The 19,472-nt window shown below is 31.3% G+C and carries 19 protein-coding genes; 11 read left to right on the top strand and 8 right to left on the bottom strand.

The features are described 5' to 3' along the window. Window positions 1-304: 304 nt before the first annotated feature. From MAEO_RS03940 to rpsJ, 7 genes are all read left to right on the top strand, one after another. Window positions 305-628, top strand: coding sequence for a 50S ribosomal protein L30e (locus tag MAEO_RS03940; protein WP_011973502.1), 324 nt, complete (start codon window positions 305-307; stop codon window positions 626-628). 34 nt (window positions 629-662) lie between these two features. Next, window positions 663-1,217 carry a NusA-like transcription termination signal-binding factor gene (locus tag MAEO_RS03935; RefSeq protein WP_011973501.1) on the top strand — a complete coding sequence of 185 codons (555 nt, stop codon included), beginning with the start codon at window positions 663-665 and terminating at the stop codon, window positions 1,215-1,217. Between the two features lie 56 nt (window positions 1,218-1,273). Then, complete coding sequence (locus MAEO_RS03930) at window positions 1,274-1,717, top strand: 30S ribosomal protein S12 (RefSeq protein WP_011973500.1); 444 nt, start codon at window positions 1,274-1,276, stop codon at window positions 1,715-1,717. A gap of 65 nt (window positions 1,718-1,782) precedes the next feature. Beyond that, window positions 1,783-2,349, top strand: a complete 567-nt coding sequence (locus MAEO_RS03925) for a 30S ribosomal protein S7 (RefSeq protein ID WP_011973499.1) — start codon at window positions 1,783-1,785, stop codon at window positions 2,347-2,349. 188 nt (window positions 2,350-2,537) lie between these two features. After that, window positions 2,538-4,721: an elongation factor EF-2 gene (locus MAEO_RS03920; protein ID WP_011973498.1), complete on the top strand. Its 2,184-nt coding sequence runs from the start codon at window positions 2,538-2,540 to the stop codon at window positions 4,719-4,721. 241 nt (window positions 4,722-4,962) lie between these two features. Continuing rightward, window positions 4,963-6,249 carry a translation elongation factor EF-1 subunit alpha gene (gene tuf, locus MAEO_RS03915; protein WP_011973497.1) on the top strand — a complete coding sequence of 429 codons (1,287 nt, stop codon included), beginning with the start codon at window positions 4,963-4,965 and terminating at the stop codon, window positions 6,247-6,249. A gap of 127 nt (window positions 6,250-6,376) precedes the next feature. Continuing rightward, complete coding sequence (gene rpsJ / locus MAEO_RS03910) at window positions 6,377-6,685, top strand: 30S ribosomal protein S10 (protein WP_011973496.1); 309 nt, start codon at window positions 6,377-6,379, stop codon at window positions 6,683-6,685. Window positions 6,686-7,137: 452 nt separating this feature from the next. Here rpsJ and MAEO_RS03905 read toward each other — a convergent pair whose 3' ends face one another. The 4 genes from MAEO_RS03905 to frhD all read right to left on the bottom strand — a co-directional run bounded on the left by MAEO_RS03905 (window position 7,138) and on the right by frhD (window position 10,962). Further along, the gene (locus tag MAEO_RS03905; RefSeq protein WP_011973495.1) at window positions 7,138-7,821 is read right to left on the bottom strand and encodes a DUF169 domain-containing protein; all 684 of its coding nucleotides are present in this window, start codon (window positions 7,819-7,821) and stop codon (window positions 7,138-7,140) included. A 125-nt stretch (window positions 7,822-7,946) separates the two neighbouring features. Then, entirely contained in the window at window positions 7,947-8,294 is a 348-nt protein-coding gene (locus MAEO_RS03900) for a DsrE family protein (protein WP_011973494.1), read from the bottom strand. Window positions 8,295-8,404: 110 nt separating this feature from the next. After that, window positions 8,405-10,261, bottom strand: a complete 1,857-nt coding sequence (locus tag MAEO_RS03895; protein WP_011973493.1) for a Coenzyme F420 hydrogenase/dehydrogenase, beta subunit C-terminal domain — start codon at window positions 10,259-10,261, stop codon at window positions 8,405-8,407. A gap of 224 nt (window positions 10,262-10,485) precedes the next feature. Next, on the bottom strand, window positions 10,486-10,962 hold the full coding sequence (gene frhD / locus MAEO_RS03890; RefSeq protein WP_011973492.1) for a coenzyme F420-reducing hydrogenase, FrhD protein: 477 nt from the start codon (window positions 10,960-10,962) through the stop codon (window positions 10,486-10,488). Between the two features lie 590 nt (window positions 10,963-11,552). Between frhD and selB the strand changes: the two genes are divergently transcribed. Both selB and mvk read left to right on the top strand, forming a co-directional pair. After that, complete coding sequence (gene selB, locus MAEO_RS03885; RefSeq protein WP_011973491.1) at window positions 11,553-12,959, top strand: selenocysteine-specific translation elongation factor; 1,407 nt, start codon at window positions 11,553-11,555, stop codon at window positions 12,957-12,959. Further along, entirely contained in the window at window positions 12,959-14,029 is a 1,071-nt protein-coding gene (mvk, locus tag MAEO_RS03880; protein ID WP_011973490.1) for a mevalonate kinase, read from the top strand. The genes selB and mvk overlap by 1 nt, the downstream gene beginning before the upstream one ends. A gap of 246 nt (window positions 14,030-14,275) precedes the next feature. Here the strand turns inward: mvk and sucD are convergent, their stop codons facing one another. The 4 genes from sucD to MAEO_RS03860 all read right to left on the bottom strand — a co-directional run bounded on the left by sucD (window position 14,276) and on the right by MAEO_RS03860 (window position 17,820). Next, the gene (gene sucD, locus MAEO_RS03875; RefSeq protein ID WP_011973489.1) at window positions 14,276-15,136 is read right to left on the bottom strand and encodes a succinate--CoA ligase subunit alpha; all 861 of its coding nucleotides are present in this window, start codon (window positions 15,134-15,136) and stop codon (window positions 14,276-14,278) included. 156 nt (window positions 15,137-15,292) lie between these two features. Next, on the bottom strand, window positions 15,293-15,904 hold the full coding sequence (locus MAEO_RS03870; protein WP_011973488.1) for an IMP cyclohydrolase: 612 nt from the start codon (window positions 15,902-15,904) through the stop codon (window positions 15,293-15,295). A gap of 299 nt (window positions 15,905-16,203) precedes the next feature. Then, window positions 16,204-16,908 (bottom strand): 7-cyano-7-deazaguanine synthase QueC, encoded by a 705-nt coding sequence (gene queC, locus MAEO_RS03865; RefSeq protein WP_011973487.1) that lies wholly within the window; start codon window positions 16,906-16,908, stop codon window positions 16,204-16,206. Between the two features lie 21 nt (window positions 16,909-16,929). Continuing rightward, window positions 16,930-17,820 (bottom strand): coenzyme F420-0:L-glutamate ligase, encoded by an 891-nt coding sequence (locus MAEO_RS03860; protein WP_011973486.1) that lies wholly within the window; start codon window positions 17,818-17,820, stop codon window positions 16,930-16,932. 151 nt (window positions 17,821-17,971) lie between these two features. Here MAEO_RS03860 and MAEO_RS03855 point away from each other — a divergent pair, with 151 nt between their 5' ends. After that, complete coding sequence (locus tag MAEO_RS03855; RefSeq protein WP_011973485.1) at window positions 17,972-18,412, top strand: NfeD family protein; 441 nt, start codon at window positions 17,972-17,974, stop codon at window positions 18,410-18,412. Window positions 18,413-18,443: 31 nt separating this feature from the next. Then, a complete protein-coding gene (locus MAEO_RS03850) occupies window positions 18,444-19,244 on the top strand; it encodes an SPFH domain-containing protein (RefSeq protein ID WP_011973484.1) in 801 nt (266 codons plus the stop codon). The last annotated feature ends 228 nt before the right edge of the window (window positions 19,245-19,472 follow it).

Genomic DNA, 19,472 nt, shown 5'->3' with positions numbered 1-19,472 from the left:
AAATTATTGGTCTTTTTCATAAATATGTTATGATTAAAAGCTAAAATATTTATTATAATATCAATATTCAAACTTTGTTTTATAATAATTAATAATTATTTTTAAATTTAAATATAATAATATACATAAAGTATAAAAATACCTTTTAACTATGTAATTGAGTTATAAACATAAAATATTAAAAACACAGTTTGGGAATTCTCTAAGGAATGAAGATATTTATAATTTTATAATAATTTTATATTATTTCATTCCATAAACACGGGAAACCCTCTGGAGAAATAAATGAGAAAGAGGTATAACAATGGATATAAATAGGTCTATAAGGGTAGCAGTAGATACCGGTAGCGTAGTATTGGGGACAAAAAAAGTCCTAAAAAACATAAAACATGGCGAAGGAAAACTTATAATAGTAGCAGAAAACTGCATAAAAGATGTTAACGAAGATATTAATTATTATGCTAAATTATCAGATATACCGGTTTATACACATGAGTCAATATCATTAGAATTAGGGGCAATATGTGGTAAGCCATTCCCTGTTTCTGCACTTATTGTTATGGATCCAGGAAACTCAACAATTTTGAACATAATAAACGAAGAAGACGAAGAAGACGATGAAGAATAATTAAAAAAATTTATATTTTATATATGGTGATGCTATGAAGGTTAAATTTGATAAGGACGGCATTATGAAGATGGCACTATTTGAAAAAATAACTAATGCCGAGGTAATGGATTGCATCTCCGATGATGAAAGAATTATATTCATTGTTAAGGAGGGAGACATAGGGGCTGCAATTGGAAAAGGTGGAGAAAATGTTAGGAATGCCACTGAAAAGTTCGGAAAAAGAATAGATGTTGTTGAGTATTCCACAGATTTAAAACAATTTGTAAGGAATTTATTGGCTCCATTAAAATTAGATGATGTATGGGTTAAAAAATACAATGATGATTTGGTTGTATATGTTAGAGTGCATCCTAAATTAAGGAAATCAATTGTGGGAGATAGAGGAAAGAACATTAATAGAACTGTTGATATAATTAAAAGATTAACCGATGCAACAAATATTAAAGTAATTTCAGATTCAAGACCTCCTAAAAAATTCAACTCCAATAAACCAAAAACAGACAAACCAGCTGAAAAACAATCAACAGACAAACCAGCTGAAAAACAATCCAATGAACCTAAGGAAATCATTGAAAAAACTGAATAATTAAAATATTATATTAATAATAAAAGAATAAAAAGTAATAATATTAGGTGATTACCGTGTCAGGAAGTAAGTCCCCAAAGGGAGAGTTTGCTGGAAGAAAAATTGTATTAAAAAGAAAAGAAAGCAGATGGCACCATTATAAATATGTAAATAAAGCATTGAAATTAAAAGAAAAATCCGACCCATTGGGAGGAGCTCCTATGGGAAGAGGAATTGTAGTTGAGAAAGTAGGATTGGAAGCAAAACAGCCAAACTCAGCTATTAGAAAATGTGTTAAAGTTCAATTAATTAAAAATGGTAGAGTTGTTACAGCATTTGCACCAGGAAACCATGCTATTAACTTCATAGACGAACACGATGAGGTAGTTATTGAAGGAATTGGTGGTCCAAGTGGGCAAGCTAAAGGGGATATCCCAGGAGTTAGATTTAGAGTTGTTATGGTAGGTAAAAACTCAATGAGAGAGCTTGTTAGAGGAAGACAAGAAAAAGTAAGAAGATAATTAACTCAATATACCCACAAATATCATAAAAGAAAAATTATTTAAAATTAAAATTAGGTGAGACATTGGAAATAAAATTGTTTAATAAATGGGACACCACAGAAATTGTTGTTAAAGACCCAAGTTTAAGACATTACATTAACCTTGAACCAATTTTTGTACCTCATACATCAGGAAGAAACTCAGGTAGAATGTTCGAAAAAGCAAAAATGAACATTGTAGAAAGATTAGTAAATAATTTAATGAGGGCAGAACAAAACACCGGTCAAAAACAAGTAACATTAAGTATCGTTGAAGAAGCTTTTGAAATAATTGAAAAAAGAACAAACGAAAACCCTGTTAAAGTATTGGTTGAAGCATTAGAAAATGGCGGACCAAGAGAAGAAACCACAAGAATCTCCTACGGGGGAATTGCATTCCTTCAATCTGTGGATGTATCGCCATCAAGAAGATTGGATACAGCTTTAAGAAACATCGCAATAGGAACATTAAATTCAGCTCACAAAAATAAAAAATCAGCTGCACAGTGTTTAGCTGACGAAATTATGTTTGCTTCAAAAGCAGATATGCAAAGAAGTTTCGCTGTAAGGAAAAAAGAAGAAAAAGAAAGAGTTGCACAGTCTGCAAGATAATCTTAGTAAAATATATATATGATTGTAATAATAGTATTCAAATACATTATTGTCTATTATTACTCATATTTTACATAATAATACATATTTTATGAACTTTATTTTATTATATATCATATTGTGGAAATAGAATATTATATATACATAACATATATCCATTATTAATAATCATATTAGAGGAGAAACCAATGGGAAGAAGAGCAAAAATGGTTGAACAGGTTGTGAGCTTGATGGAGACCCACGACCAAATTAGAAATATTGGAATTTGTGCCCACATTGACCATGGGAAAACAACTTTATCAGATAACCTTTTAGCAGGAGCTGGAATGATATCAAAAGACCTTGCAGGAGACCAGCTTGCATTAGATTTTGATGAAGAAGAAGCAGAAAGAGGAATTACAATTTATGCGGCAAATGTTTCAATGGTGCATGAATGTCAAGGAAAACCTCATTTAATTAATTTAATCGATACTCCTGGACATGTTGATTTTGGAGGGGATGTTACAAGAGCAATGAGGGCAATTGATGGTGCTGTTGTTGTAGTTTGTGCTGTTGAAGGTATTATGCCTCAAACAGAAACAGTATTGAGACAGGCATTAAAAGAAAAAGTTAAACCTATTTTATTTATTAACAAAGTAGATAGGTTATTAAATGAATTAAAATTAACTCCTGAGGAGCTCCAAAATAGATTTATGAAAATCATTGCTGATGTAAATAAATTAATTGAAAAAATGTCTCCTGAGGAATTTAAAGGAAAATGGGTTGTAAATGTTATGGATGGAAGTGTAGCATTTGGTTCAGCATACCACAACTGGGCTATATCAGTTCCATACATGCAAAAAACAAAAATTACCTTTAAAGACATTATCGACTATTGTGAAGCAGAAAATCAAAAAGAACTTGCTGAAAAAGCTCCACTTCATGCCGTTCTTTTGGACATGGTTGTTACACATTTACCAAACCCAGTTGAAGCTCAAAAATACAGAATTCCAAACATTTGGAAAGGAGATTTAGAGTCAGAAATTGGTAAAGCTATGGTTAACTGTGATCCTAATGGACCAATGGCAGGAGTAGTTACTAAAATTATCATGGATAAGCACGCTGGTGCAATATCTGCTTGTAGGTTATTCAGTGGTAGGATTAAACAAGGGGATGAATTAAGATTAGTGAGTATAAAGGCTAAGGCAAGAGCACAGCAAGTTGCTGTATTTATGGGTGCTGAAAGAGTGCAAGTTCCAAGCGTTTCAGCTGGAAATATTTGTGCTTTAACAGGATTAAAAGAAGCAAGTGCGGGAGAAACAGTATGTAGTCCTAACACAATACTTGACCCTTCATTTGAATCCATTACCCATGTGAGTGAGCCAGTTATTACTGTGGCAATAGAAGCTAAAAACACAAAAGATCTTCCGAAATTAATTGATGTGTTAAGACAAATAGCAAAAGAAGACAACACAGTAAGAGTGGAAATTAACGAAGAAACAGGAGAACACTTAATCAGTGGTATGGGAGAATTGCACATTGAAGTTATTACCAATACCAAAATTGGAAGAGATGCAGGTGTTGAAGTAGATGTTGGTGAGCCTATTGTTGTATATAGGGAAGCTGTAAATGGTGTATCGCCAGAGGTAGAAGGTAAATCTCCAAACAAACACAACAGATTATACTTCGTAGCTGAACCATTGGACGAATGTGTATATAATGCTCATGTGGAAGGACTTATTAAAGACGAAGACTTTAAAAAGAAAACTCCAAAAGAAGTAGAAACCAAATTGGTTGAAATAGGAATGAACAGAGAAGAAGCTAAAAGAGTAATGACAATATACGAAGGAAATGTTCTTCTTAACATGACCAGAGGTATTGTTCAATTGGACGAAGCTAGGGAGTTAATCATTGAAGGATTTAAAGAGGCTGTAAAGAATGGTCCATTAGCTGCTGAAAAATGTCAAGGCGTAAAGGTTAAATTAATGGATGCAGTATTCCACGAAGATGCAATTCACAGAGGGCCTGCTCAATTGATACCTGCTGTAAGAACTGGTGTAAGAGATGCTATTGCTCAGGCTAATGTTGGATTATTAGAGCCTATTCAAAATGTATATATCAGCACACCACAAGACTACATGGGAGATGCTATGAAGGAGCTCAGCAACAGAAGAGGACAAATATTGGACATGGAACAGGAAGGAGATATGACCACAATCAAATCAAAAGCTCCTGTTTCTGAAATGTTTGGATTCGCTGGTGCTATTAGGGGAGCTACCCAAGGTAGATGTTTGTGGAGTATTGAATTCGGAGGATTTGAAAAAGTTCCTACTGAATTACAGCCACAAATTGTAAAAGAAATTAGGACAAGAAAAGGATTAAAAACAGATTAAATATTATTCATTATTTAATTCTTTGTTTTAATTCTCGGAGCTCCGAACATACTATATATTAAAACATACTATAAATTAATAAAATAAAAAAATAAGATAATAATAACTATATTGGGTATCCATTATACCATAAAATATATATACTCCTTTGGCATAATGGATATTACAATTTATAGTTGTTGATATTATAAAATATTATATATGTTAAAAATATATATTTTAAATAAAACTTGGTGATAAAATGGCAAAAGAAAAACCCGTACTAAATGTTGCATTTATCGGACACGTAGATGCTGGTAAATCCACAACAGTAGGAAGATTATTATTGGACAGTGGAACAATTGACCCGCAAATAATAGAAAGATTAAAAAGAGAAGCTTCTGAAAAAGGTAAAGCAGGATTCGAATTTGCATATGTTATGGATGGATTAAAAGAAGAAAGAGAAAGAGGAGTTACAATCGATATTGCTCACAAGAAATTCGAGAGTAAAAAATACGATGTAACAATTGTGGACTGCCCAGGGCACAGAGACTTCATTAAAAACATGATTACAGGAGCTTCACAAGCTGATGCAGCTGTATTGGTATGTGATGTAAATGATGCTAAAACAGGTCTTCAACCCCAAACAAGAGAGCACATCTTCTTAATCAGAACATTAGGTGTAAACCAGTTAGCTGTTGCAATTAACAAAATGGATACCGTAGATTACAGTGAAGAAGAATACAAAGCTATGGTAGATATGCTTTCAAACCAATTATTAAAAATGTTAGGATACAACCCAGCTAACATACACTTTGTTCCAGTAGCATCATTCGTTGGAGACAACAATGTTAAAAAATCTGATAAAATGCCATGGTACAAAGGTCCAACGCTAGTTGAAGTAATCGATACATTCAACCCACCTGAAAAACCAACAAACTTACCATTAAGAATGCCTATTCAAGATGTATATACAATTACAGGAGTAGGAACAGTTCCAGTAGGAAGAGTTGAAACAGGAGTTATGAAACCAGGGGACAAAGTTGTATTTGAACCAGCTGGAGTAAGTGGAGAAATCAAAACAATTGAAGCTCACCACGAACAATTACCAAAAGCAGAACCTGGGGACAATGTTGGATTCAATGTAAGAGGAGTAGGTAAAAAAGACATTAAAAAAGGAGATGTTTTAGGACACCCAGACAACATCCCAACAGTAGCAGAAGAATTCACAGCTCAAATCGTTGTATTACAGCACCCATCAGTTATGACCGTAGGATACACACCAGTATTCCACGCTCACACAGCACAGGTAGCATGTACATTCATGGAGCTCCAAAAGAAATTGAACCCAGCTACAGGAGAAGTTAAAGAAGAAAACCCAGACTTCTTAAAAGCAGGAGATGCAGCAATCGTTAAAATCATGCCAACAAAACCAATGGTTATTGAAAATGTTAAAGAAATTCCACAACTCGGTAGATTCGCTATTAGAGATATGGGAATGACAGTAGCAGCTGGTATGTGTATTGATGTAAAAGCTAAAAACAAATAATTTAATAATTGATTCAAATAATTATTAATAATATCTATATTTTTTTAACCTTTTTTAGGGTTTTAATTTTTTAGGGCGTAAATCAGTTTTTTATATTAAATACTATAAAATAAATAGAGGCAATATTATGCAAAAAGCAAGAATTAAATTAAGTAGTACCTCCTATCAAGAATTAGACGGAGTATGCAACAACATAAAAACAATAGCGGAAAAAACAGGAGTAGATATGGCTGGACCTATCCCATTGCCAACAAAAACATTAAAAGTTACAACAAGAAAATCAACAGATGGAGAAGGTTCTTCTTCATTCGATAGATGGACAATGAGAGTTCATAAAAGAGTAATTGATATAGAAGCAGACGAAAGAACCATGAAACACATCATGAAAATAAGAATTCCAGAAGCTGTTCAAATTGAAATTGAATTAAGAAGCTAATTTTATAAATTATTAGATCGCATAGGTTTTTATAATTGCAATATATAATATTATGTTGCAATACTCATTATTATTTTTCTTATCTTTTTAATCCTTATTCCATAGTGTGTAGGGAGCATATATCACCATATTCCATAGTGGATATGGTGAATTTTATTTTCAATTTCTGTTTATCATAATTTATATTATATTAGAGCTCACATAAATAGTAAAAACATATATTTCTTGATGAGCTCCTATTTTATATTGTAAAGTTATTAAATAGACATATGGTTTTACAACATTTGGGAAAAAACATAATAAGAAAAAACTATTTTTAAATTGCATATTTGCTGTAAATGTTTAATCAAAATATGGCAGTAGCAAATACTTGCAAAAGATTCCATTAAATTTACGAAAAAATTATAAAAAATATAAAAATAGCTGTATCAAAGCATATTTAATTTATGTATTTATCCCCATACTTCTCTAAAATGTTTCAATGCGTCAATTATATTTTCTAATTCCGATGGAGGAAATGCAACCACCATCTCATTATCTTCGATTTTTGCATATTTTCTTGAGCCATTGCATGCCAATGTTGCATTTGCTGTCCCACTGAGTTTAACTGCTGCAACTGCATCGCCACATAAAGACTGAGTTCCTGCAAAGCTTGCATGGATTCTCCCACCCTTGCTGTATAATAATGCCTGAGATAGCCTAAGTCCAATCTTTGGAGTGGTAACCACAACTATTGAATCAGGTTTAAAATCTGCATCACTTAGCGGTGCATAAACACTTGCATACATTTGTTCTCTAATTTTCGGAACTAATTCCATGGTTTTCTTTGAACTTTCATAGGTCTTAAAATTTCCCAGTTTCACATGCAATTTTATTTCCAAGTCTTCTATATTGGGACTTTGATTGACCCCAATATTATGAGCTCCCCCTTTACATAAATGATTTTCATTTGTGGCATAGAATTTTATGCCTTCTTTTCTTACTTTTTGAACCATTTCACAATGTCTTATCTTATCTTTTATCTCACTGTATCCTTCTGGTATATCACCAGGGGATTTTGCAAGTTTTACGGCAACTGCTGGATAGTTTAATCCCAATAGTTCTTCCATCATCTTACCGAGCTCCTTAATATTCATCATATCACCAGGATAATTTCTTACATTTTTTTCAAAAATAAGTATTATAAGTATTGTTATGTTAAAAAAGAAATTAATATATTCAAAAGTTTAATTTAATGTGGATTATGATATGCCATCATGTATTAAGGTTTAATATATGCAAAACCGTTATTTTGAAGTTCTATGAGCTTAACTATTCCCGCAGGAATTACCTCGCATTCAGCAATAAGTTCTGATTCATGGATACCTAAGCCCTCCAAGGCATTACGGCACACAAAAAATTTTGCATTTTTAGATGCCAAAAATTTTATCCTTTCACATACATCCCCAGTTAAGTTTTTTTTTAAAAATAGCTTTGGAGCATTGTGGGTTGAAACCATTGCAATTTTAGCGGTTTTTATATTCCTTAATAGATTGGAGCTCATGTTGAGGGCAATATTGAGCCTTTCTAATATATCCTCTTCAATATGAAAAACAACATTATAGTCCATAAAATCCCCCTATAAAATAAAAAAATAATAAATAGTTAAAATAATAGTTAAAATAATAATTAATTAAGGTAAAGAAGATAGTAGAGTAAGAAAAAGCAAAGTTGAAATGATTATTCTTTCTCCATCAATTCTTTAACTTCTTCTAAGAATTTTCCTTTTCCAACCCTTGCCATAACTGCCCCCAATCTTTCTCTTTGCGGTTTTTGGGCATATTTATGGTATACAATTAATACTTTATCAATTAAATTTACTATTTCCTCTATACTCATTAATTTCATGCTTATTCCTTCAATTACTTCCCTACCTGATTTTCCGCCAACGAATACCATAAATCCTTCTTCTTTCATATCTCTACCTTCATTTGGACAGCCTTTTATACATTTTCCACAACCTATACATATATTGTAGTTTGTATATGATGTATCTCCCCTAATGTCTATTGCTTCGACTTTACAAATATCGGCACATCTTCCGCATCCATTACAATTTTCTTCATTAGTTATTGGGAATTTAACGCCTGCAATACCTATTTCGTGGATTTGAGGTCTTACACATTTATTTGGACATCCACTTATTGCAATTTTGAATTTATATGGTGCAGGATGTTCTATGAAATTATCTTCGATAATTGAACATAATTCTGTGGTATTTATTAATCCACTTCCACAGTTTCCTTCCCCCGGACATGCAAGAGTTGCCCTTACAAGTGGTCCTTCCGAACCTGTAATTAGGTCTTTTTCAGCAAGTTCCAGGGCCATGTCTTCTGCATAAAATGGAGTTATATGGTGGATTTCGAAGCCTCCTCTATTTGTCATCTTTATTTTGCCGTCATATTTTTCAGTTATTTTTACTATCTCTTTAACTTCATCCAACGAATACCATCCAGCAGGTTTTGCTCTTACTCTTATAAAGTAGTCGTTATCTGCTCTTTTACCTACTCCCGCATAATCAGCAAGCCAATAGAATGATATTTTTTCATTATTTTCTTTTCTTCTTTCGAGTTCTTTTTTGAATCTGTTAAGTTTTAATTCTTTTAATTTTTCAATAGGGGCTAATTCTACACCTTCGTTTAACTCCACTGCATTTTTAATTTCTTCCCCTTTCTCTGTTCTGATGGTCACTGTTGAGTAGCCGTCTGGACTTCCAACACATCCAACTGATACATCGGCCATTTCAGCATCAAAGTCCCTACACATTTTACAGCCGGCATTCATTTCAATATCTTTTAAAGGTATTTTATACTCTTCATCTTCTGTAATTATAATTAATTTACCTTTTTTGATGTCAAATTTCTTTACATCTTCAATTTTTATATCGTTCTTTGCAAGGGCTTCTTTTAATTTATCATATTCAAACTTCTCTGTGCATAACAATCCAATAAGATATTCTATTTTTGGTAATTTTGCTAATTTTCCATTTTTGCCGAGCTCCCCATCATATTTTGCTAAATATGGGAAATATTGAAGTTTTCTAAGGCCTGCTATTTGACATGGTAATCCAACAACGGCTACCTTTTCAATACCCATTTCTCCGGCTTCCCTTAGGGCTTCAAGTGTTGATACAGCATATTTTGATTTCGCTGATTTTTCTATATCTTCGGGATTTTGAACAATTAATGAAACAGGTTTCCAGCACTCGTCTCCAACTACAATTGCACCATCTATTTTTTTGTTTTCCAATAAATGTTTTAAAAATGTTGAAACTACTCCACCGTCTTGCCCTTCTATATCTCCTTTTCCATAGTAATGTTCTTCTTTAAAGTTTTCCCTAATGCTTATTTGGTATTTACCTGATGAAACTCTCGGGCATACATCATGGCACATTCCATATCCTTTTCTTAAACATTCTTCGGTTAGTTTTGGAACTTCCTCGAATTCTAATATATTGTTAGGACATACAACAACACATGTTCCACATTTGGCACATAATCCATTATCTACAATATCATTTAACTTCCATTCATACATTATATCACCTTAAATATGTTTATTATTCATGGTTATATTTTATAATTTAATCGGCACATGGCGCAATATAATATTAGTAATAGTAGTATATATTATTTTAATTTATTATAATAAAAAAATATGATGTGAAATATACAATAAGATAAAAAAATAATAATATTAGTAAAAGAATAACGGAATGAATAAAAAAAGAAAAAAGAAACGAAACTATTCGGTAAAAAATACTAAATTTCTTCCAAAACCATTTTTACGGCATCGTCTAAGCTATTTTTAACTTCCTCGGTTAATCCCACTACAATATCTGGGTTGGATACATATTTCAATTGACATCCGATAATTACTACCTCTATTCCATTTTTCTGGGCCTCTACTAAAAATGGAGCAAGTGGCATATCATGGGCATCAAAATTATATTTTGGAATATTTGGGAGCTCCTCAACTCCGAACTTTTTCAATGTTCCAGCAGGCAATTCAAAATCAATAATATCTACAAGTATTACCTTTTTTACACTACTTTCCTCGTCCAACATAGACATCAAATAAGCTGAGCCACTAGTTCCAGCATCTACTAATCCAATATTTTCAGGGAGCTCCATGCTCTCCAACTTATTTATTACTTCATATCCAAAGCCATCATCGGCAAATATAAGATTTCCGCAACCCATAATTAATATTTCTTTCTTTAATGAATCTGGTATCAATTTTTCACCTTTTATTTATAGTCAATCTTCGGTCGTTTTCATTAAACCGTCCTAAAAGCTAAAATCTCTACTATATTATCAATATATGAAGAAATTCGTTTACAAAATCTCTAAGAGATTTTATTTACAAAATCTTCGATTTTGTATAAAATCCTAAAAGGATTTTATTTAATAATTCTCAAAATCGCAAAGCGATTTTTACGATATGCAATAATCAGAGATTATTGAATCCCGGGGGGACCTCAAAATTCCAGAGGAATTTTTACGATATGACGAATAAGGACAGTTATTGAAGATTAACTAAATAATGATATGTATAATATGATATAAACAATAAACTATATTTATGATAATGCCTCATTTTATTTAATATTAATTATAATAAATCAATGGGTATTTACATTTAATGGTATTTACATTTAATATGATGTATATATGGGTTAATTACACCATTATTTGATTAAAAACTGATTATAGGATTAGAAAAAGATATTTATTGAATATATAATTGTCGATTCACTATATATGTTATATAGATTATACATAATATATATGTTATATATTGGATATATTAGATAAAGGGATATAATATGAAAAATATAAATTTAGGAATATTTGGACACATTGACCACGGAAAAACGACATTAGCAAGAGTTTTAACAGAAATAGCATCAACTTCATCATTGGATAAATTACCAGAATCAAAAAAACGAGGAATTACAATTGATATAGGTTTTTCTTCATTTAATATGCCCGATTATATTATCACATTGGTGGATGCACCAGGACATGCCGACTTAATAAAGGCAGTAGTTAGTGCAGCAGATATAATAGATCTGGCAATATTGGTTGTAGATGCAAAAGAAGGACCAAAAACACAAACAGGCGAGCATTTACTAATATTAGATTATTTTAACATTCCTACCATTGCTGTAATTACAAAAATAGATCTGGCAACAGAAGAAGAAATAAAAAGAACAAAATCAATAGTAAGTGCAGTATTAAATTCTACGGAAAATTTAAAAGATAGTCAAATAATAGAAATATCTGCAAAAGAAAATAAAAATATCGATAATCTAAAAAATACTATTCATAAAACATTGAATAGTTTGAATATAACAAGGAGCTCCGACGAATATTTTAAGATGCCAATAGACCACGCCTTCCCAATAAAGGGAATTGGGACAGTAATAACTGGAACAATATTAAAAGGAAAAGTATCCGTAGGGCAGGATGACTTAAAAATTATGCCAATAAATATGAATAATATAAAGGTAAAAAGCATACAGCGATTTAAAAAGGAAGAAAAGGAGGCAATGATGGGGGACAGGGTTGGAATGGCACTTCATGGAGTAGATGCAAAGCAAATTTATAGGGGCTGTATTCTCACATCCTCAAATTCTAAATTGGAAATAGTGGATAAAATTGTGGCTAAAATAAAAATGTCCGACATATTTAGATACAACATAAAACCAAAAATGAAGGTTCATTTAAATGTAGGAATGTTAATTGTTCCAGCAATTGTGGTTCCATTTAAAAAAATCAAATTTAAAGGAAAGGAGGAAAATATAATATTAAAAGAAATACAAAAAGGGGATGAATGCTACTGTTCATTTGAGCTTGACGAGAAAGTAATGGCAGAAATAGGGGACAATATACTTATTACAAGGTTGGATTTACCACCTACGACACTAAGAATATGCGGTAGGGGGGAAATAGTAGAATTTAAATCAATGAAAGACTTGAATATTAAAAAAGAAGTAATTAGAACAGGAAATATAAAAATAGATAAAAATAGAGTATTTATAGAGGGGTTGGCAAATTCTAAATCTTCGGCTGAAAAATTAATTGGTGAGGTGGTGGAGCTCCCAGATAAAAATATAACTGGAAAATTAAAAAACACATTTGGGACAAAAGGATATTTAACGGCTGATTTTGATGGTGAAGTTAGCAATAAAGATAAAGTAATTTTAAATAGGCTTAGACGGTGGGGATAATGAATAATATTGGTAATATTAATAATATTAAATATGACGGCAACAACAATGATAGCAAAATAACCACAATAGAAACGCCTTCAAAAGTCATATTATTTGGTGAGCATGCCGTAGTGGGTGGATATATGGCACTTTCAATGGCAGTTGATTTAAAAATTAGTGGGTTATTGGAGTGTTATGATTATATTATCAACAACCAACAACCAACAACACCAGAACCAATAATAATTGATTTAATTGATTTAAACAAAAAAGTAGAAATAAATCCGCAGGATATTCTAAATATAAATCTAAGCAACTACGATAATGATTTAAAATATGTGGCATCTACTCTAAAAAATACAGTTAATTACTTAATGGATAAAAATTTAATGAAATTAAATCCTATAAATAATAATATAAAGCCATTTAAATTAACCATCACTTCAAATATTCCCATTAGTTGTGGGTTGGGTTCTTCGGCATCAATTATAATAACTATTATTAAATCTATTTTAACAGTGCATAATTTAATATTATCAAAAGAAGAAATATCAAAAATAGCATATACCGTAGAAAAAGAGGTTCAAGGTATAGCAAGTATAACGGACACATCCACCATAATATATGGGGGAGCTCTGAAAATAAAAGACAACAAAATTAAACCAATTGAAAATAATGATTTTAATAATTTATTGGCAGGTTGTCAATTTTTAATAGTGCATTCCGAACGAAGAATTAAAAAAACAGCCGAATTAGTAAATGAAGTGGCAAAACATCCACAAAAAAGGCAGATATTTAAACAGATTGGAGAAATTGTAGAAAAAGCCGAATTTGTGAAAAATAAGGAAGAGTTAGGAAAATTAATGGTGGAAAATCATAAATTATTAAATAAATTGGGAGTATCCACTGAAAAACTAAATAAAATCGTAGAAATTGGGCAAAAATTAGGATATGGTGCTAAATTATCTGGTGCGGGGGGAGGCGGAATTGCCATAATATTAATAAATGAAAATAAAAAAGAAGATTTATTAAATGAATTAAATGATTTGGGAGTTTTGGGAATCTATGACTGCATAATTAAATATTAATTTTTTTATTTTTTGAATAAAAGGGATTTTTTGAATAAAAGGAGCTCCATTTTATATTTTAGTTTTAGTCATTACCGTCTTTTTCACTAAAAATATTATAAAATATAATGTAGATAAGGGATATTGAAGATTAATATATAGTTAATCTTCGAACCTTTTCACTCAATATTATGTGAATAAACTAGATTCTAATATGTCCTATCCAAAATTATTTGGAACAATAAAGGGATAGTTATTGAAGATTAACTACAATACTTCTTTTAATACTTTTGGTATTTCTGAAATTGTTCTAACTACGAAGGCCCCTGCCTGTTCGAGTGTTTTCATTTTACTTTCTGCTGTTCCCACTCCTTTTTCAATAATGGCTCCAGCATGTCCCATGGTTTTACCTTCTGGTGCAGTCTGACCTGCAATATATGCAATTACTGGTTTTTTCATTGTTTTTACATATTCAGCAGCTATTTCTTCATTGCTACCCCCTATTTCACCAATCATTACTACTGCATCTGTGTCGGGGTCATTTTCAAACATTTCCAATATTTCTATATAACTTAATCCTATTACTGGGTCTCCCCCTATACCAATACAGGAGGACTGTCCAAATCCATTATTGGATAATTCATTTGCTATTTCATATGTGAGTGTTCCACTTCTTGAAACCATTCCTATTTTTCCTTCTTTTATAACATTCATTGGAATAATCCCTAATTTTCCAACTTTTGGAGATGCCATTCCCGGAGTATTTGGTCCAATCACATGGACATTATTTGATTTAGCATAACTAATTATATCTATGGCATCATTAACAGGCACATGTTCTGTAATAATTATTACTAGCTTAATTCCTGCATCAATTGCTTCATAGGCCGCATCTTTTACAAATGGGGCTGGAACAAATATAATTGATGCATTGGCATCATGTTTTTTAACTGCTTCTAACACTGTGTCATATATTGGTATTTCATATAATTCCATTCCTCCCTTTCCAGGGGTAACTCCTGCTACAATATTTGTTCCGCATTCTACCATATTTTTTGTGTGGAAACTACCTTGTTTCCCCGTTATTCCCTGAACTACTGCCTTAGTATTCTCGTCTAAAAGTATCATATTCTCACCAAATAAATAATAAATATAATATTCGTTAGTTTTGAAAAAAGATATATGCAAAATATATGTCAATTATATAAATAAGTTATTATGAAAAAATAGAATATTGGTATATGGTATTTGGGGAGCTCCCAAATAACACATAAAAAAATAATATTAAAGAGTTCCTAATTCGATATCTCCATCAATAGTTGCCGTTGCACAGCACACCGGTTTTTCAAATTTTTCATAGTCCATAACAAATTTACAAATTTCTTCTGGATTTTCTCCATCAACTACAATATTTTGATGTTCCGTGCTAATTCTACAACATTCATAGGTGCTTAAATAATATGCCAATCCATCTTTAAGGGGGACTTCTTTTATTCTTATATCATTATCCGCTACATACCCCATATATGCTGTATTTTCATTTAAAACTACGGCTATTCTTGGCGTATTGTAGTCATCTTTTTCATAGTCCATGGCAATTAAAGATAGTGCCAAAGCATCTCTGATAGGGAGCTCCAATTTAATTTTATCTGCAATAATATCTGTATGTGTTCCATTTGTTGCTATTACTGTATTTCCTACTATTTTTATACAATTATATGCGATATATGGATTTGCAAACATATCATTTAAATCATTTGGTAAAATTGCCACTGTGTCGTTGGTATTATTTATTACGGCTTTTCTGTTTGGGAAACTCCTACTTGATACCCTATAAGATACAAATGGTTTTCCTTGCTGTGTTTTTCCAACCACTAAAAATCTTCCAATATACATAATATATCACCATTTATTTATCAATTTATAGTCAATCTTCGGTCGTTTTCATGTTAGTATGTCCAATTAAGGGCAAATCCTATAATATATTACTAAAAAACATAGATATGCCTAATAATTTCTCAAAACTCCGAAGGAGTTTTTACGATATGCAATAATCAGAGATTATTGAATCCCGGGGGACCTCAAAATTCCAGAGGAATTTTTACAATAGGACAGATTGGGGACAGTTGTTGAAGATTAACTATATTGTTATTATAATTTATTTGGTATTTATTATCTATTACTTATTATTTATATTATAATATATATTCCGTAGGGTCTTCAACCCCAGCTTCTTTAAATGCTCTTTTTCGCCTCATACAGCTTTCACAAGTTCCACAATGTAAAAAATCGGTTTTATTATCGTGGTAGCATGAATAACTATATTTAAGGAATTCTACATTTAATTTTTCCTCCAACTTCTTTCCTATTTTTACAATCTCTTTTTTGCTATATTTATATAGTGGAGATTTCATTTTTACCTTATTAAGTGTCCCATATTCAAGAACACTATTAAATCTATTTAAAAATTCCTCTGTGTTGTCTGGAAAAGTTGCTCCCTCTTCTACATTTAATCCTGTATATATGTATTTGGCATCAACAAATTCAGCAAATCCCGAAGAAATTGAAAATAATATCATATTTCGAGCTGGAACCCATACTTTTTCCATGGTTTCTGTCGCCTTTTCTAAATTATCTAATTCGCTGTTTTTAATTGTTGGGACTTCTTCCTCCTTTTTTGTTAATGCACTACTAGAAAAATCTTTTACAAAGGGGAGCTCCACAACTTTATGAACTGCCCCAAATAATTCAGATAGTTTTTTTGAAGCTATTATTTCTTTTTTAACTGCCCTTTGCCCATAGTCAAAAGTTATACTATATAATTCTAAACCTTCGGATTTTGCCATTGCCATACATACAGCAGAATCCAACCCACCACTTAAAACACAAACAGCCTTCATTATTCCACCTTTAATTTTTTATTATCTTCTTTTATCTTTATTTTTATCCTTTATTAAAACTATCGGAGTATGTTCCATCTCCCGTAATATCTCCGCCGTGATTTCAAACGAATTATGTTTTTTCATAACATCGTGGATAGATTTTACAAAAGGCACTTGGGAGGTATCGGCAAGATTGGATATATAGAGGAGCTCCCTTAAATCATATTTTTTATGAATTTCATTTCCAACTATTGTTAGTGGTGTGGCTCCGCATAATCCTCCTATTTTAAATAATCCGCCTAATTTACCAATGATGTAGCCCAATACTCCAACTTTTGATATTATGCCCTCTGATGCTATTGGTAAGGCAGTGATATACCATTTATAAAATCTATATGTGGCATCTGTATCAATTATAATTAAAACAACATCAACGGATAATTCTTTTTTAATGGCATTATATACTTTTTCCGCCGACTTTTTTGGATTTTCAGGTAGTAAAGAGGCATAAGTTCCCGGGACATTTGTTAAATCAATGCCCCCTTCTGATGCAGGTTTTAAGGCATATCTAAGCCCTACATTATCTATTACTATTTGTTTATGCCTTATTGTTTCTTTTTTCGGCATCTTTCTTAAATTTTTTATTCTATCTTTTCGTGTTTTTAACAATGGGCCCAAAATATAGCCCCAAAGATATTTTGACCAATAATAACAAAAATATGCCCAAAATTTTGGAGATGCTTCTTTTTCATCTACCAAATTATTTTCACTTGTGGAAACAAATTTTTCACTCAATATTATGAAGTCTCCATTTTCGATGTTTATTTTTCCTTCATTAATATCTCTTTTCAAGGAATTAATTACTTCCTCTACAAAATCATCATTTTCTTTTATATATTTAGTTTTAATTGGTGTAGCAGTTAAATCCATTTTTTCACTATCTGTTATAAATACAATGAAATAATAATATAATACTATTAAAATTAGTATAATTAATAAACAAATAAAATTATATATAATATATTAATTATATCACTATATTACTTATTATATGTCGTACTAAAATATAAAAAGTGATTATATGGGCATGAGTTTAGGGCAAATATTTATGTTGATTGGATTGGGATTAATACTATTAGAGGTAATTACTCCGGGGCTTTATTTTCCTGCAATTGGAATAGCTTTATTGATATATGGGGTATTTTTAATATATTTGCCATCGTTGGCATTACCAACGGCAATATTGTCAGGACTAATTACAATATATATTATGTATAGGCTTGTGTATGGGGTAGGAGCAGACATAAAAATAGGGGCAGATAGGTTTATTGGTAGGGAAATCACACTAACGGAGGACTTAGATGACCAGAATTATGGTTCTATCATAATAGATAATGAACAATGGTATATAAAGTCAAAATCAGCAGGGAAACGGTTGAAAAAGGGGGACATCGTTAAAATAGTTGGTATTGAAGGTGTGAGTTTGATAGTCGAAAATATTGACGATATTGAACATATATAAATGAAAATAAAAAATAAAATGGGTGTATATCATGTATTTGGAAATATTTGTTGGATTGATAATATTGTATATTATCATAAAATCAATGGTAATAGTTAATCAATATGAGCTTGGTTTAGTATTTAGATTGGGTAAAGTTTCACGGGTTCTAGCTCCGGGGGTAAATTTACTTATTCCATTAATTGAAAATCCTGTACGGGTAGATGTAAGAACAAAAGTAATAGATGTTCCTTCTCAAGAAATGATTACCCGAGATAATGCGGCCGTTTCAATTGATGCTGTGGTATATTATAGGGTAATAGATGTAAAAAGAGCACTATTGGAAGTTCAAAATTATCAATATGCCATAATAAACCTTACTCAAACCACACTTAGGGCAATTATCGGAAGTATGGAGCTTGATGAAGCGTTGAATAATAGGGAGTATATAAACACAAAATTATCTGAAACCCTTGACAAGGATACAGATGCATGGGGAGTTAAAGTTGAAAAGGTGGAGCTCCGAGAAATAGAGCCACCAACAGACATAAAAAATGCAATGACCCAGCAAATGAAAGCCGAAAGATTAAAAAGAGCGGCGATATTAGAAGCAGAAGGAGAAAAACAAAGTAAAATATTAAAAGCAGAAGGTATTGCCCAGAGTTTAAGGATAGAAGCAGAAGGGCAGGCAAAGGCAATAAAAATTGTTGCAGAATCGGCACAACAATACTTCAAGGACGAAGCACAATTATATAAAGCGTTGGAAGTATCCCGAGATGTATTAAAAGAAAATACAAAATATGTAATATCTGAAAATATAATAGATATTGCAAAGAAATTTATTAAAAAATAAATTTATCTTTTTTATTATTATAATTATATTTAATTTTTAATCTCTTAGAAAAATATATATACTAAAAACATTTTTATGATTATAATTATATTTAATTTTTAATCTCTTAGAAAAATACCTGCCAAAATCATATATGTTAACAAAATAATAGTGTATTATAATGACATAACCACAAACATATATCATAACAATATCAAATCATATGATTTCTAACAATTAATTTAACTG

The sequence above is a fragment of the Methanococcus aeolicus Nankai-3 genome (assembly GCF_000017185.1).
GTDB classification, from domain to species: domain Archaea; phylum AGJL01; class Methanococci; order Methanococcales; family Methanococcaceae; genus Methanofervidicoccus; species Methanofervidicoccus aeolicus.
Note: the sequence above shows the minus strand (reverse complement) of the source record. Positions and strands in the feature narration are given on the sequence as shown.

Coding starts and splice junctions, on each gene's coding strand:
- MAEO_RS03855 (WP_011973485.1), top strand. CDS start 17,972: ATGGGCATGAGTTTAGGGCAAATATTTATGTTGATTGGATTGGGATTA.
- MAEO_RS03935 (WP_011973501.1), top strand. CDS start 663: ATGAAGGTTAAATTTGATAAGGACGGCATTATGAAGATGGCACTATTT.
- MAEO_RS03940 (WP_011973502.1), top strand. CDS start 305: ATGGATATAAATAGGTCTATAAGGGTAGCAGTAGATACCGGTAGCGTA.
- MAEO_RS03860 (WP_011973486.1), bottom strand. CDS start 17,820: ATGGATTTAACTGCTACACCAATTAAAACTAAATATATAAAAGAAAAT.
- selB (WP_011973491.1), top strand. CDS start 11,553: ATGAAAAATATAAATTTAGGAATATTTGGACACATTGACCACGGAAAA.
- queC (WP_011973487.1), bottom strand. CDS start 16,908: ATGAAGGCTGTTTGTGTTTTAAGTGGTGGGTTGGATTCTGCTGTATGT.
- MAEO_RS03850 (WP_011973484.1), top strand. CDS start 18,444: ATGTATTTGGAAATATTTGTTGGATTGATAATATTGTATATTATCATA.
- sucD (WP_011973489.1), bottom strand. CDS start 15,136: ATGATACTTTTAGACGAGAATACTAAGGCAGTAGTTCAGGGAATAACG.
- MAEO_RS03905 (WP_011973495.1), bottom strand. CDS start 7,821: ATGAATATTAAGGAGCTCGGTAAGATGATGGAAGAACTATTGGGATTA.
- MAEO_RS03900 (WP_011973494.1), bottom strand. CDS start 8,294: ATGGACTATAATGTTGTTTTTCATATTGAAGAGGATATATTAGAAAGG.
- MAEO_RS03870 (WP_011973488.1), bottom strand. CDS start 15,904: ATGTATATTGGAAGATTTTTAGTGGTTGGAAAAACACAGCAAGGAAAA.
- tuf (WP_011973497.1), top strand. CDS start 4,963: ATGGCAAAAGAAAAACCCGTACTAAATGTTGCATTTATCGGACACGTA.
- MAEO_RS03920 (WP_011973498.1), top strand. CDS start 2,538: ATGGGAAGAAGAGCAAAAATGGTTGAACAGGTTGTGAGCTTGATGGAG.
- mvk (WP_011973490.1), top strand. CDS start 12,959: ATGAATAATATTGGTAATATTAATAATATTAAATATGACGGCAACAAC.
- MAEO_RS03895 (WP_011973493.1), bottom strand. CDS start 10,261: ATGTATGAATGGAAGTTAAATGATATTGTAGATAATGGATTATGTGCC.
- rpsJ (WP_011973496.1), top strand. CDS start 6,377: ATGCAAAAAGCAAGAATTAAATTAAGTAGTACCTCCTATCAAGAATTA.